Annotated in this window: 17 protein-coding genes; 1 reads left to right on the forward strand and 16 read right to left on the reverse strand. The window is 30.7% G+C overall.

The annotated features are described in order from the left end of the window. Window positions 1-25: 25 nt before the first annotated feature. From Z054_RS0112120 to Z054_RS0112150, 7 genes are all read right to left on the reverse strand, one after another. Window positions 26-553: a hypothetical protein gene (locus tag Z054_RS0112120; RefSeq protein ID WP_024770331.1), complete on the reverse strand. Its 528-nt coding sequence runs from the start codon at window positions 551-553 to the stop codon at window positions 26-28. 17 nt (window positions 554-570) lie between these two features. Beyond that, complete coding sequence (locus tag Z054_RS30195) at window positions 571-2,292, reverse strand: serine hydrolase domain-containing protein (RefSeq protein ID WP_024770332.1); 1,722 nt, start codon at window positions 2,290-2,292, stop codon at window positions 571-573. A 226-nt stretch (window positions 2,293-2,518) separates the two neighbouring features. Further along, window positions 2,519-3,943, reverse strand: coding sequence for a serine hydrolase (locus Z054_RS0112130; RefSeq protein ID WP_024770333.1), 1,425 nt, complete (start codon window positions 3,941-3,943; stop codon window positions 2,519-2,521). A 233-nt stretch (window positions 3,944-4,176) separates the two neighbouring features. Next, window positions 4,177-4,635, reverse strand: a complete 459-nt coding sequence (locus Z054_RS0112135) for a hypothetical protein (RefSeq protein WP_024770334.1) — start codon at window positions 4,633-4,635, stop codon at window positions 4,177-4,179. A 158-nt stretch (window positions 4,636-4,793) separates the two neighbouring features. Further along, the gene (locus tag Z054_RS0112140; RefSeq protein WP_024770335.1) at window positions 4,794-5,207 is read right to left on the reverse strand and encodes a hypothetical protein; all 414 of its coding nucleotides are present in this window, start codon (window positions 5,205-5,207) and stop codon (window positions 4,794-4,796) included. 57 nt (window positions 5,208-5,264) lie between these two features. After that, window positions 5,265-5,798 (reverse strand): Crp/Fnr family transcriptional regulator, encoded by a 534-nt coding sequence (locus Z054_RS0112145; RefSeq protein ID WP_024770336.1) that lies wholly within the window; start codon window positions 5,796-5,798, stop codon window positions 5,265-5,267. Between the two features lie 24 nt (window positions 5,799-5,822). After that, window positions 5,823-6,734, reverse strand: a complete 912-nt coding sequence (locus tag Z054_RS0112150) for a TolB family protein (RefSeq protein WP_024770337.1) — start codon at window positions 6,732-6,734, stop codon at window positions 5,823-5,825. Window positions 6,735-7,121: 387 nt separating this feature from the next. Here Z054_RS0112150 and Z054_RS0112155 point away from each other — a divergent pair, with 387 nt between their 5' ends. Then, window positions 7,122-7,799, forward strand: a complete 678-nt coding sequence (locus Z054_RS0112155; RefSeq protein WP_024770338.1) for a CPBP family glutamic-type intramembrane protease — start codon at window positions 7,122-7,124, stop codon at window positions 7,797-7,799. Window positions 7,800-7,885: 86 nt separating this feature from the next. On the opposite strand, the gene Z054_RS0112160 is transcribed toward Z054_RS0112155, so the two are convergent. The 9 genes from Z054_RS0112160 to Z054_RS0112200 form a co-directional block, all read right to left on the reverse strand. After that, window positions 7,886-8,236, reverse strand: a complete 351-nt coding sequence (locus tag Z054_RS0112160; protein ID WP_024770339.1) for a DUF1801 domain-containing protein — start codon at window positions 8,234-8,236, stop codon at window positions 7,886-7,888. Window positions 8,237-8,301: 65 nt separating this feature from the next. After that, window positions 8,302-8,859, reverse strand: coding sequence for a YbhB/YbcL family Raf kinase inhibitor-like protein (locus Z054_RS0112165; protein WP_024770340.1), 558 nt, complete (start codon window positions 8,857-8,859; stop codon window positions 8,302-8,304). Between the two features lie 89 nt (window positions 8,860-8,948). Continuing rightward, on the reverse strand, window positions 8,949-9,788 hold the full coding sequence (locus Z054_RS0112170) for a helix-turn-helix domain-containing protein (RefSeq protein WP_024770341.1): 840 nt from the start codon (window positions 9,786-9,788) through the stop codon (window positions 8,949-8,951). 88 nt (window positions 9,789-9,876) lie between these two features. Then, a complete protein-coding gene (locus Z054_RS0112175) occupies window positions 9,877-11,286 on the reverse strand; it encodes a serine hydrolase domain-containing protein (protein WP_024770342.1) in 1,410 nt (469 codons plus the stop codon). Window positions 11,287-11,463: 177 nt separating this feature from the next. Then, window positions 11,464-12,381: a helix-turn-helix domain-containing protein gene (locus Z054_RS0112180; RefSeq protein WP_024770343.1), complete on the reverse strand. Its 918-nt coding sequence runs from the start codon at window positions 12,379-12,381 to the stop codon at window positions 11,464-11,466. A gap of 23 nt (window positions 12,382-12,404) precedes the next feature. Further along, window positions 12,405-13,160 carry an SDR family NAD(P)-dependent oxidoreductase gene (locus Z054_RS0112185; RefSeq protein ID WP_024770344.1) on the reverse strand — a complete coding sequence of 252 codons (756 nt, stop codon included), beginning with the start codon at window positions 13,158-13,160 and terminating at the stop codon, window positions 12,405-12,407. Between the two features lie 292 nt (window positions 13,161-13,452). Beyond that, a complete protein-coding gene (locus Z054_RS0112190) occupies window positions 13,453-13,701 on the reverse strand; it encodes a GlsB/YeaQ/YmgE family stress response membrane protein (protein WP_024770345.1) in 249 nt (82 codons plus the stop codon). Between the two features lie 205 nt (window positions 13,702-13,906). Further along, window positions 13,907-14,641 (reverse strand): GNAT family N-acetyltransferase, encoded by a 735-nt coding sequence (locus Z054_RS30200; protein WP_024770346.1) that lies wholly within the window; start codon window positions 14,639-14,641, stop codon window positions 13,907-13,909. Window positions 14,642-14,646: 5 nt separating this feature from the next. Next, window positions 14,647-15,060: a nuclear transport factor 2 family protein gene (locus tag Z054_RS0112200; protein ID WP_024770347.1), complete on the reverse strand. Its 414-nt coding sequence runs from the start codon at window positions 15,058-15,060 to the stop codon at window positions 14,647-14,649. Window positions 15,061-15,072 lie beyond the last annotated feature (12 nt).

Here is a 15,072-nt window from a genome sequence, read left to right on the forward strand (position 1 = left end):
ATATTATACGTTATTGATTGTAGTTTTATTCGGGTATATATTTTTTTCCGTTTATGAATATTTCTCCGCCAAGTTCTTCTATGTCATATCCAAACCAGCCTTCTTCATTGTTTCTCCAGGTTTCTTTATGCTTCTGTGTAGTTAGTACAGTATCTGTTGTTATACCGTCTCTTTGAAACATCATTCTTTTCCATCGTTGAGATGTAAAAACAATTACACTATCTTTTTTTAAAAATTGTATACTATCAATGTCCATTTTTATACTCAAAGTGGTATCGATTATTGCCCAATCTCTCAATGCATATTCTTTTTGTTTGTCTCTTGAAATGATTTCTCCGCTTTCATCATAAATTACAAGATCCTGTGGTAATCGGCTCATATAAGTTTCAATGTCTTTTACCCGTGTAGCTTCAATACCTTCATCAATATTCTTTTTGATTAATTTACCAATAGTAGCTTTTTCTAATTCGGTTAGTTCTGTTGATTTTTTGTTTGAATCGCAACTAGTAGATATGAGTAAAAACAAAAATCCTATTATAGAAACAGTTTTCATTGATACTTATTTATGGTTTAGTTCTTATCATATTTTAAGCTAGCAATACCTCCATTTGACACTAAAAACCCAGAAATTACACCATTTGGGTTTCTAAGGATTTCAATTTTCTTAAAATGTCTGTTTGATGATGTAAATACGTCTTTTTTAATAGCCTTTAGTTTAATCGGATCTCTCTTAAATAGTTTTATAAAAACTGAGTCATTGTCATTGTAAAGTTGAATTGAGCTATCAAGCTCTTCACTGCTAAAACCCCCAGTATATTCACTAATATTGAATGAGTTATATTTTAAGAATTCAATGTTTTGATTGTTATTGATATTCAATCGCATCACTTTTTCATTGTTTTCATTTTCTTCAAAAATGACACTTACATCGTTTGTATCTGCCAACATTTTAAATTCATTACTACTAATTGGCAGTAGCCTTGTTTGACTTTCTTCGGATCTATAATATATAAGTGTGTCATTAACAATTTTTATTTCTCTATCATACCATTCTTTGGGTTCCCAATATTTGCCACAAAATTTTGACATCTGATTTTTTGATAGTTTGATTGATTTTTTAATCTTTTTTTCATTCTTACTCTTCTTTGTTTTTCCTTTTGATTCAGATTTATAGTATTCATTCAAAAAAATATCGGCAGTTTTTAATGCCAGCGTAGAAGCACGTATTGGTGTTGTATTTGCTAATATTACTACAGCCGAATTATGCTCTGGAAATCGAGAAAAATAGGCTCTAAAACTAGCATCAGAACCGGTATGATCGAACCATTCTAAACCTTTATATTTAACTCCTGCCCATTGTCCCATTGCAGCCTCGGTGATTTGACCATTATTTAAATAGGCCTGTTGATTCATTTTTGTTATTATGCCTTTATTTTCTGGAGTTGGAGTATTTAGGTAAATAGCCCATTTACATAAATCATGTACGGTAGTAAATAAATTGGTAGCCCCTACAGTAGAGAAGCTAAGTTTACTTTTTTTAATGATATTTTCTTTATTCTTGTAAGAGTACGCCCTGTTCTTTACTATTTTTTCGTAATCATCATAGAATTGTGAATTGCTCATTTCTAATGGAACAAAAATGTTATCTTTTGTATATTCAGCAAAAGATTGACCCGATACACGTGCCACAACTTCTGCTAATAAAGTAAACCCCGTATTTGAATACGATAGTTTGGTACCAGGATCAAAATTTAAAGAAGCCTGTTTAGATACTAAATCCAAAATATCCTGATTAAGAATAACATCATCATTTTTCCATCCTGCTAAATACAGGAGTCGCCACTGATCTCTTATACCACTTGTATGACTAGCAAGATGTCGTAAAGTAATCTTTTTGCCAAAATTTGGGACTTCTGGAATGTATGTTCTTATATCATCATCTAGTGATAGTTTTCCTTCTTTTTCAAGAAGCAAAATGGCATAAGCGGTAAATTGTTTTGATAATGAAGCTGCATGAAATATAGTGTTAGTCGTATTTGGAATGCTATATTCTAAATTGGCACTTCCGTATGCATTACTAAAAACAACTTTTCCGTTTTTAATAACTGCAATTGCTGCACCACCAGAATCTACTGAATTCCATGCTTTAAATAATGAGTTAGCTTGCTCGACTTTAGTCAATTTACTAGTTGTAGTATGATCTTTATTGATCTGAGCGTGAATTGAACTAAATAGAAAAATAAATAAGCTACATATATAAAGAGTCGATAATCTTTGTGGATTTCGTTTCATTTCTTTTTGGTTTAACCTACTATTTTTGGGTAGTCTTTGTTTGTATTACCCAATTTTTTCAAAAAGGTTACATAAAAAGTAAAGAATGTTCTTTGTTTTTGTTTTTAGCAGCTTTCAAAAAATACAATAAGCATACATTTTTCAGAGAAATATTTCTATGAATTAGTGACAGAAACTTCAATAAAACATCAGTATCACACTTCTTGATTTTGGATATACAGTACAATTATCGGTTTCGCTTCCCATTTGATACTAAAGCAGTTCTGGATCCAACAGCAAGGCTCTCTATTTTTTTATTCTCATTTATAGTAAAGTCAATCCACCAATCGGGATCGGATTCAAAAATAAATTTGTGTTCGCTAATTGGTACAATAACAAACTTTCTTCCCTGATCTCGTTGCGAATTAAGCTGTCCGTTTTCTAATGTGATATTACGAATGGTTCCATCTTCATGAGTATAGGTCCCCGTAAATTTATTTAATACACTCTCATCAAATAATTTAACCTGTTCTAGATTAGGTAAAATTCCTAAAACATCTGAAGCTAATTGTACGGTGAGTGCTCCGGGAGAACTTCTATTTAGGTTTGATAACACAATAATTTGTAAGTCCTCTTCAAAAACCCATAACGAGTAACATTCTGTGCCGTGTACGTTTCCTCCATGCTCAACTGTGGTGTACTTACCCAGAGTTGTAGTCCACCAACCTAATCCATATTTAGTTTTTCTATCATCGTGCAGGCTTTGAGAAGTGAAAGCGTTCTGTTTTTGTTTCTCGCTAATTAATGTGTTGTTTTTTAAAGCGTCGTACCAAATGGTTATATCATCGATAGTAGATATGATACCACCATCTGCAAGTGTTCCTGGTTTTACAGCTTTTGCATGAACAATTTTATGAGGTTCTTCCTCGGCTACTTCATATCCCTTAGACAATTGCGGAACGATTTCATAAAAATCATAGAAGCTTGACTGTTTCATATCTAACACATCAAAAATATGCTCTTGAACATATGTTCTAAACTCCTGTTTGGAAACATTTTCTACAATTTTGCCTAATAAAACATATCCCGAGTTTGAGTATTTCCAGGCGGTTCCGGGTTTAAAATCAAGTGAAACAGTATTGATCACATTTACAATAGTGTCCATAGTTACCCGATCTGTACCATGATGATCATAAGAAGGTTCTACTTCTGTGTATTCTGGAATTCCTGCGGTATGCCCTAATAATTGACGAATAGTAATTTTGTTATCATGTGATTGTTTATACTCAGGAATATACTCTCTAATATCATTATCAAGAGATAGTTTCCCTTGTTCTTCTAACATCAAAATACAAACCGCAGTAAATTGCTTTGTAATAGAAGCGATACGGAATTTCATATCGGTTTGGGCTTCTACCTTATGTTCTATATTTATATTTCCGAATGCTTTTTTAAGCAATGTTCTTCCACCTTTACGAATTAGAACAACTGCTCCTGCTCCATCGGACGGATAATATAGATTAATTTTCTCCTCTAATAACTGGTTTAATGTAGCTTTTTCTTTTGTTTTTGGAGTATCGGATTTTCTATCGGTTACACATGCTGTAAAAAATAAAATTGATACTACTACAATACTAAGGAGCGCAAAAAAATTTGATCGAAACAGGTTCATATACATATATTTTGTACTTAAGACCTTCGTTTTTTAGAAAGGTTACATTGAACTATCTATTTTATTAGATCATAATGGGCCGTATGTCTCTAACATTTAACAACGAATTGATTGTCTCCTGTTATGCCTTTTTATTTTTAGTGTAGAGTGTTCGTTATCGAGTAACTTAAGTTGTCTAAGTATCAATTCGATAATCATGTTTTTTGATTTTTATAATTTGTGATACTACAAGTTTATTTGAAACTAAATTGCTCTGATCTCATATATAATGTGGTAAATAGTTTTTTTAATTTATCATCTAAATCAGGGAACATATACTTATTCTTTTTCAGATCATAATTAAATTGATACTCGGGTAAATCAAATCCAAAATGTTCAGATGCCCAAAATGCAATTCCGTAAAACATTCCTTCAACTTGATAGTCACAATGATTTAGCTCTATTTCATTTAGAGTTATTTTGGTTGGAGTACTAATTTTCTTTTCAATTATTGAACTTACCCAGGTAAGACCTTCTTTTAAAAGTTCAATTTCAACATCTGTTAAATGTGTGGTATTAGCTTTATATTCAAAAAACAGATTGTCAGATATTTTATCTCCTTGATTACTGTTTTCAACACTGGCCGAAATTTGTACCCAAATTCCCCAACTTGTTTTTCGAATTCTATAAAGAGATGTAGATGATTTCTGCATATTATTAAGTGCTTATGTCAACTATTTATAGGTATATGTCCTAACCAGGTAAAATGTTACTTAACCAAGTAAAGTAATTTTTATTTATTTTATGTCATTCACTATGGACAAGATGGTATTTTCAGTTTAACACAGATTCTAATCTTACCATACTGCTTTTAATCAAAAGTAAGTACATCAGGTTCTAAAAATTCTGTTTTTGCTTTTTCCGAATTAAAAATATCAAAACTATAATGACTACTGATGAGTTGTTTAAAGTTGGTTTTTAACTGCGGAAATTCAACTATAAAATCTTTAAAATTATCAGATTTTGATTGATTCATAAAATGATTCACCGCTTTGGTCGCGACAATCGTTAGTGTTTTGTTGTATTTGTCTTTTGCGCCTACAAATTCGACAAAATTCTGTAGCTGAGTTTGTATCTTTTTTTCAGCTTGATCAACTCCATGGTTACTAATATTTATCCAAGCCAGCCGTAAATGTGCTTCATGACTAAAAATTTCGGGATTTAGTGTACACTGTGTAAATTGATTTTCAAATACTTCATCTGTTAGTTCAAAATGCTTTTCCATATTGTATTTCTTTTATATCATTACTTGATACAAAGGAACGAATATGTAATTTTTTTCTCATTTACATTTGTCGATAAATTGTTTTCGTGCTCTACTTAATTGTGTTGGTGTAATGCCTAAGTAGTTTGCGATGTAGTAATGCGGAATTCGATTGATTAAACTAGGATATTCTTTTAAAAAGAGTTCATACTTCTCTACAGAATTCAAATTTAAAAGAGATACTAATCTTGATTGTAACTGTTTATTAAGTTTTTGAAACTCGTTTGTTATTATTTCGGTGATATTTTTGTCTTTATTGACCCAAGACATCACTTCTGAATAATCTGCTACAGAAATTTCACATTTTTCTAAAGCTTCAACATACATTACCACATTTGTTTTTGGTATATAACTACCAATAATCATATCTCCTTCCTTATAAAAATGAGTAGTAATTTCATTCCCATCATTATCATATACAAAACCTCTCATCACTCCATTAATCAGCATACCAATTTCTATACAGGGTTTGCCATATTGAAGAAAAAAACCGCCTTTTTCTAATGATATAGTTTTATGTAAAGAATCGCTAATTGCTTTCTTTTGAGACATTTTGAGTTTTAATTGCACACAGCGTTACTTGCTTTTTTTTAATTCATCGATAATTTTAGTACTTACCCAGTAAATATCTTGATTACTTGTATAGAAGAAATATTTTCCATCTTTTGATACAAAAGGACAGAGTTCATGGTTTTTTGTATTGATTTTTTCTCCCATATTGATAGATTTTGTCCACGTACCATCAGTATTTTTGAAACTAATGTAAAGATCACCTCTACCTAATCCCTCTGGTCGTCTTGCACAAAAAATAATGTAGCTTTCCTCTGGATCAACAAAAACATCGGCTTCGTAATTTGAAGTGTTAATTGAATCTCCTAGTGTAATCGCTTTCTGAAATTCTCCATTAATACTTTTAGAGGAGTATATATCAAAATCACCCTGCTTTTTCTCAGCTGTTATTTTATTTGATGAAAAATACATTGTTCCGGTTTGTGTAAATGAAATATAGTATTCATTTTTATTGGAATTGATATTGGGTCCGGCATTGATAGGTTCTGACCATTCGTTACCTTCTTTTTCTACATACCATATATCATGATCTTGTTTGGCACCTATACCGTCTAATGCTTTTTCTGATATAAAGTATAATCTCTTTTCGTCTGGAGAAAGGAATGGGTCATTAAATCCATATTTATCATGGGATAAAATAGTTCTGGGTTTGCTCCATCTGTTCTCCATGAATTCAGAATATCGTATTTCAGTTTTTCCATTTATATCTACTCCATAGAAAAATTTCGTCGCTTCGGTATTAAAAACTGAACCAAATTCTGATTCAGTATTTTTAGAAATAAGACCAGGTGCGAATATCTCCGGGTTTACAGATGGAGGTTTTTGTTCAAGATACTTAAGACGATCATCTACTTTCTGACTACAACATATTAGAGGAGTTAATAAACACCAGAAAAAACAATTAATTAGTAAACGCATATGTTTTTAAGTTTTATCTATTGCAGGTAATCTTCGGTATAAGAAACATAAGGCAGATAATAAGCAATACGTTTCAGATTGGTGCTAACCCAAATATAAATATTTTCCTCTTATCATTTTTTGTGAACGTCAAATTTTACATTTGCAAACTTCTTATTAGCTATAATCAATAAAGGGATTTGTAAAGAGCATCTAATTAATTTAATGAGTGATAAACATTTCTTCGGCTTAAAAACTACCTTTTAGTGTAGCACGATTATAAACTGTTAACTTTTAATTTGTATTTCATTTGATATGGAGTACATATGAAACAAGGTGCTAAACAAATGCATTAAAAACCTTGTTGAATGGACTAATATTTATAAACAACTTTAATTTTAATACTTAATGAAAACATTAACCCATTGGAGAGATTTTTTTCAATTTCTGAAAAAACCTGATTATTTAAAACAAACTGAAGGAATAAAAAACAAATCTATTTTGGTATTTAATTCACTATTGTTAGAAATAGTGTTAATTCTTCCTTTACTCTTAATATATGGTGTATATACTTATTATACCGGAAATATTAATGAAAGTATTACAGAAAATATCGAAACATTATACAATCCCTTTGTTTTGTATGCTATGGTAGCGATTTTTGAAGAACTTTCTTTTAGAGGTTTTTTGACAAAATTTAACCCCATATTGTTTTCTACATCGGTTGCAGGAATACTATCCCTTTATTACAAAAAAATAGTGTTTAGTAACATGTTCTTTGAGCCAGATGGACTGAAAGAAACAGCTATACTATTTTTAGTATTGTTTTTTTTAGTTTATTTAATTGGCACAAAATATAAAAAGGAATTAACTGTATTTTGGAATAAAAATTTTGGTTATATCGTATATATTAGCGCTTTTATCTTTGCTTTTGCTCATTTTTTTAACTCTAAAGGTTTAGAGTTAGGATATCTAAAAACTATTATTTTTCAACTCATAGGAGCTTTTATTATGAGTTTCGTTAGAGTTAGAGCAGGAATACTTTATGCTATTATAATTCATTTTGTTTGGGATATTTTTTTATAAAAAGTAGCGAATACATATTAGTAAGCTTTTCAGATCATATAAGTATATTAAAAAAGCGCAAACTTATATGATTTGCGCTTAAATATTTATTTTTCATTATAAAGTTCCATTGCCATATCAAATATGCTATGTATTTTCTCTATTGGAATATCTTTATTTGGGTCAATCATTAATAATTTTGTAAAAGTCCTTTTCTCCTGAATTAAATCTGGATGGAAAATTTTTATACCTTTTCCAATTGCTATGTAAGGAAATTGTGTTTTCTTATCTACCCATAGATAACAGAAAATTTGATTTTTATACATAAAACAAGGTAAGCTGTAATACCACCTCGATTCAAACTCAGAATTATAATCAGTTATTATAGTTTTTAAAACCAAAAGGCAACTTTTAATTGGTTCTTCTTTATCAAAGTAAAAACTGTCTATCGCTTTCATGCAAATTATTTAATAGCATTACACTACCTAAACTAGGTTCAATAAAAATAAAATTTTCATACCTACTACTCTTTGGTTCTTTGATAATACATCACTATGCTAGCTTTAGCTAAAGTATTATTCCAAAGATAATAGCCTACAACTGCAGGGTTTGTATTTGCATTAAGTCCAAGTTTATCGGTTTTTAAAGCATGAACAGTAATAATATATTGATGTATACCATGCCCTTGGGGAGGGCAAGGTCCTCCATATCCACTTACTCCAAAATCTGTCATACTTTGAATTGCTTCTTTTGGAGTTAAATTTAATTTCATATTACCCGCATTTGATACTAATTCTTTAATATTTGCAGGGATATCAAATACAACCCAATGCCACCATCCGCTGCCAGTTGGTGCATCTGGATCATACATAGTTATTGCAAAACTTTTCGTGCCTTTTGGTGCATTCTTCCATGAGAGTTGAGGAGATTCATTGTTTCCGGCACAACCAAATCCGTTAAATTCTTCATTAATGGTGGCTTCTCCGCCTATAGAATTGCTCGATAATGTGAACGTTTTTTGTGCAAATGAAGAGGTTGATATTGTTAGTAGTATGCCTAAAATAAAAATTGATTTTTTCATAATGGTTTATATTTAATTATAAATACAAAATTATGAGTTATAGAAGAAAAAACTATGTTTAATTTAGTTCAAAAAGTAGTGCTAAAAGTTCAATCTAGTTGATACTGTTTTGGGGTAACGCCAAATTTTGTTTTAAATGCGTGTATAAAATTTGAAAGGTTTTCATAACCAATTTCCTGATAGATTTCTGATGGTCGTTTGGAATTATTCTTTAACATAAAAGCCGAGTGTTCTAATCTCTTATCTAAAAACCATTTACTGGGTGATTGATGAAAGTGTTTTTCAAATTCTCGTTTAAATGTTGATACACTCATATTCGATAAAAAAGCCAACTCTTTTAATGTCATTTTTTTTAGCTTATTATTTTCAACGACATTGAGGAAGTTTTGAAAGGAATTCCTCTCTTGAATCATCATTGAATTTATAAAATCTGTCCCTTTAGTTTCTACCAAATAGATCATAATCTCTTCAAATTTTGTCTGAATCATTTTTTCCTGAATACTCGGGGCTAGTCTTGAAATATCAACTAAACTATTTACATAGTTTTTGATAAATTGATCATATTGAAATGAATACGCAGATTGTGGTAATGAAATTTTAGAAGTTTTAATATCAAATTTCTGAACGAATTGCTGTATCTCTTTATTCGAAAAAAATAACAATACACTTTTATAATTTTTATGTAAAGGTGAGAGTTTTTCTGTCATTAAACAGTGTCCTGATTTCATCAATAGAAAACTAGAATTCTCGATTAAGAAAGATGAATTATTTGTAAAAACCTCTTTTTGACCTTCAAGCAAAAAACTGAAGACATTTTTTGTGAGTTTTATTTGTTGCTTAGCAAGCTCTTTCGTTGTTTGATAATAGTATAAACTGGTAAACATATGTTTACCAGAGTTTAAATCAATAGGAAGTGTTACTGTTTTCATAGGGTCCTTCTTACCGTCAAAGGTTTTTCATAAACCATGTATCGTATCAAAGAAATTACCTCATCATTGATATCTTCTACGCTTATTTCTATTCTTTAATGCTATTAATTTTTTCAATCATTTTTACGGCGTTCTTATTTTTCGGATCTAGCTCAAGTGACTTTTTATAATTGATTAGTGCTAAATCATATTCTCTGTTTACGAAATAGGCTTCTCCGCTGCTGTCGTATAAATTTGCATTTTCCGGGAATTCAGAAATTGCTAATTCAAAAATCTTAACTGCCTCTTTAGGTTTTTCTGCACGAATTAATTCGTAGCCCAATCTATTTAACTCATTTGGGTCATCAAAAGCATAATCACCGGAGTCTATTTTCTTTAGGTTATGATAAGCTTCAATTCCTTTTTCCACATCTTCTAAACAGTCTTTTCTAATAAACTGAAATACAGATCTTTTAGGAATCTTAAATTCCTTACGCAACATTATATTATATGCTTCATGTCCTAAATCCCAAACTCGATTTTTATTATTGGAAACGATGATAATGGTAATATCATTTTCAAAATCATTTAAGAAAATAGATTCAAATTTGTAGCCTACTCCATTGTGTCTTTGCAATTGTTTTTCTTTAAAATATTCACCTAAAGACGATGTTTTATCTTCGGCATACGGGTTTTGAAGTAGTATATTAAAAGATTCTTGACTAATTAATTGATTTGAATTCATCGCTTTAATCCATTTGTAAAGGTCATTAGAGTCTACCCATAACCAACCACTAATGAATTCTAGCTCTGGACAAGGATTTTTTTCAAAATCATAACAAGACGTTCTATGTTTTGTGGTAGCCGGTGGATCAAAAACAGAATTTGTCATATTTAATGGCTCTATGATATTCTCTTTTACAAAATCCTGAAATGTCTTCCCTGTTACTTTCTCTAAAATTCTTCTTTGTAGAAAAACATTACTGTTGTCGTACCTAAAATTTGTTCCTGGTTCAAAAAGCAAGGAATCAGTTCCTCTAATAATTTCCCACGCTTCATTGTCATTTGGAGGTAGTTTTGGATCTATAGGAGGAATACCTCCTGCATAATTTATTAAATGATTTACTGTTACTTTTTCGGACCAAGCCGGAAGATCTAAATCAAACTTTGAGATTGGGTCATCCAATGAAAGTAACCCTTTTTCGACCAGCATCATTATTGCAACACCGTTAAATTCTTTTGCAATTGAACCAATATTAAAAATTGATTTATCATCTAATTTTATTTGCTGTGTCGCATCTGTATATCCAAAAGATTTTTTATAAACGATAGTATCATTTTTAGCTACAAGAACATTTCCGTTAAATAACTCCCTTTCGAATGATGTCGACATTAGAGAATCTATTTCTTTAACATATCTCGCTGTAGCTTTCTTTTTAACAGGTTTCGTATTACAACCAATATTCAATAGTATTACTAATAAAAGACTTGCTCTTGTTACGGTAATCAATATTTTCATAAATTCTATATTTCTTCTAAATGACTAACTAAACTATAACGGTTTATGTATGAAACGTAGCCTTGTACATAACAACAAGCTTTACAGATCGCATAAATGTATTAAAAAAGCACAAATTTTTATGATTTGCGCTTAATTAGCTATTCTGTATATACGCTTTGCGATAGTTTTATGTATTCAATTATATGTTTTTCTAAATTCTATGGGAGACATATCTGTTTTATTTTTGAAGAGCTTTGTAAATGATGCCGGATGTTCAAAACCCAAACTGTAAGCAATTTCACTTACCGAAAGCAATGTTGTTGATAGCTGTTCTTTGGCCTTTTCTACTAATTTATTATGAATATGTTGTTGCGTACTTTGCCCGGTTAATGATTTGAGCATACTGCTCAAGTAATTCGGAGTAAGGTTTAAACAATTAGCCACCCATTGAACAGTAGGCAGGCCTTTTTCAACTAAGCTATCAACTTTAAAGTAATCTGATAAGATTTGTTCTAGCTGACTTAACACCTGGTGGTTAGAAATCTTACGAGTAATGAACTGTCGTTCATAAAAGCGTTCTGCATAATTGAGAAGCAACTCTAACTGTGAAATAATAATTTTCTGACTAAACTTATCCATATTTGATTGATACTCGTGTTGGATATTCTTCAAGAGATCCAGCATCATTTGTTCTTCTTTTTCAGAAAGGAAAAGCGCTTCATTTATTGTATATCCAAAAAAATCATAATGTGTTATTTGCGTAGCCAACGGTGAATTCCATAAAAAATCGGGATGAACTAATAGTAACCAACCTGAAGGTTTATGATCTTTAATATTAGGGTTATTTCCTAAACTCATCACCTGCTTTGGTGCTACAAATGTCATGACACCTTCATCAAAATCATACTCTTGTTGTCCATAAAAAAATTTATGTGCCACGTTTCGTTTTAATCCAATAGTATAATAGTCTTGTTTCCATTTTAGTTCTTCAATATTCGATGGATACCTAACCTGACTATAATCCACTAGACTTATTAATGGATGTTCGGGAGCGACAATATTAGCTAATTTATGATAATCACTTACTTTTTTAAAATACTTTAAATCTTTCATTATACTAAATTTATGATTTTTTTTTATGCCAACATACCTCCTGAAACTTCAATACGTTGTCCATTAATCCAGCCCGCTTTATCAGAACATAAAAAAGCAACGATTCCTCCAATATCTTCAGCTTCTCCAACACGCCCTAATGCAGTAATATTAGAAATTAAAGCTGCTTTTTGTTCATCTTTATTACTTCCTCCTGCAAAATCAGTTGCAATGGCTCCTGGTGCGATAACATTAGCTGTAATTTTACGTTGTCCTAATTCTTTTGTTAAATAGCGTGTAAAAACTTCTATACCTCCCTTCATCATTGCATATGCAGACATACCTGGCAGACTAAAACGGGTTAATCCACTAGAAATATTGATAATTCGTCCTCCTTTATTAAGAAAAGGTAATGCTGATTGGGTTAGGAAATAAGCACTTTTAAGATGTACATTCATCATTTCATCAAATTCTTCTTCTGTTGTATTTGACACCAGGTTATGTACTCCTGTTCCGGCATTATTGATTAAAAAATCAAAATTAAGATTTCCATTTTCTTGTTTTAAATAGTTGGTTACTTCGTTTATGAATTCTTGTCCGTTTTTATAGTTGGTAGCATCAAAAGGAAAAGCTACAGCTTTCTGCCCTTGTGCCTCTATTTCTGAAATAACTTCTTTTGCTTTGTTCTTATTTTTATGGTAAGAAAAGATAATATTCACACCTTCTTTTGCTAGATTGATTGCCATATCACGACCTAATCCACGACTTCCACCTGTAATAACTGCAGTTTTTTGACTCATTTTTATTGTTTTTAATTTACAATACAAAGTTGAGTTTATAAAGCAACTAGTTCTTTTCCAAATCTACTTTTATCTTGTTCTAATCTATGATATAAAGGGAAACCATTTCTAACAACAATATAAATGTAATGATCAATTACATTCGTTTGTCTAATATTACGCCTGAAATCAAAACTCTTTATCTAAAAGCAAAAAGCTACCAGATAGGTAGCTTTTTGTAGTATGATTAGAATCAAATTTATCTTACTCTCATATCGATAAAACATCTATATGACCATAGTAAGTATATTGATTATCGTTTTTTAAATATTAGATTGAGCAAAAACAGAATGATTATCGCTCCGATAGCCCCAGTAAGTATCGCACCGATCCAACCGGTACCCAGGCTAATTCCCAATCTTCCCAAAAGCCAGTATCCAACATAACTACCGATGATTCCAACTATAATATTTCCGATGAGACCTAAACCACCACCTTTATAAATGGTACCTCCTAGCCAACCTGCTACTGCTCCAATAACAATTGTTACAATTATTTCCATATTGTTAGTTTTAAATTATTAATAAAGTGTTAATATATTAAAAAAATACGAACTTATCTGATATGTTTAGCTTTTCAATGTTATAATATGATCGACCTCTTCTTATTGATAAGTCATTTTTTTAGTATTATTTTATTATCAGTCATAATAAAGATTATCAACAACTTAAGAATAAAAAAACTATTAACGACACTGTAAAATCCAGCTATATACGTGTTTTAACAGTATAACTTTTTAGTGTTCCATCGGTTATAAATCCAATTTTAGAATAAATTCCCTCACCAAATCTAGATGCTACTAAAACAACGATATCACTTAGATTTCTGTACGCTTCAAATAATAGCTTATCGGTCATAATTTTACCTAATCCCATTCCTCTATATTCTGGTAGTGTTCCTATCATATGTATCCCAGAACATCCATTTTTATCATGATATATAATTCCGCAACTTACATATTCACTGTTATGTTTACCCAAAAAAAGATGTATGTTTTTTTGGTGTTTAACTAATGAAGTTATAGTCTCGGGTAGTATCTGATATCCAAACGATTTTGACGAAACTCTTGCAAATACTATTGCCTTGTTATCATCATCAACGGGTTCTATTGTAGCAAAATCTTCTATAGGTGCAGTATGCTTAGAAGTTTCTAAAAACATTGCCTTCACTACCGATTTTAGTTCAAAATCATATTGTAATAATCGTTTTTCTATGTTTTCATTTTCAGCTACTCCTAATGAATTTGGTAAAACCCCATTCTTCATTTTTGCATGAAGTTGATCCATATTTATTATCTCTGGATCTATCCCAAAAATTTTACTGGGCCATGATTTTTTTTCGGGCTTCGTATAGGTATATCCATCTCCTCTATTTAAAAAGTTTCCTTGTATTCCTATATATCCCCAAAACTCAAAAAGGTGGTTTATTATGGTCTCATTCATGAAATTTAGTTCTGTGAAGTTTTTACAAAAGCTGCCGAATCTTCATAAAATCTATACTCTTTAATTTTTCCATCTTCAATTATGCTTATCTGGGCCCAATCACTTATAAATAATTTGCCAGTTGCTTTTACTTCGTGTGAAAATTTTCCATTTGCAAAAACGACATTTCCTTCAGAGATTACTCTTTCTACACTAAATTCTTTGGTCGTAAAAGAATTAACTATGTTGGCAATAAACTGCTTTGCTTCTTCTTTGGTTCTATATGTACCATGAAGTTGATCTTTTTTACGTTCCTGGTCACGTACGCTCACGATCAGGCAATTTTCGTGAAACAAATTTACTACTTTATCCATATTGCCATTTTGAAAAGCATTAAAATAATCATATACTACTGTACTACTGTTTTCTGTATTTTTCATGTTTTTTGTTTT

Origin of the sequence: Aquimarina macrocephali JAMB N27, assembly GCF_000520995.1 — a bacterium.
GTDB classification, from domain to species: Bacteria; Bacteroidota; Bacteroidia; order Flavobacteriales; family Flavobacteriaceae; genus Aquimarina; species Aquimarina macrocephali.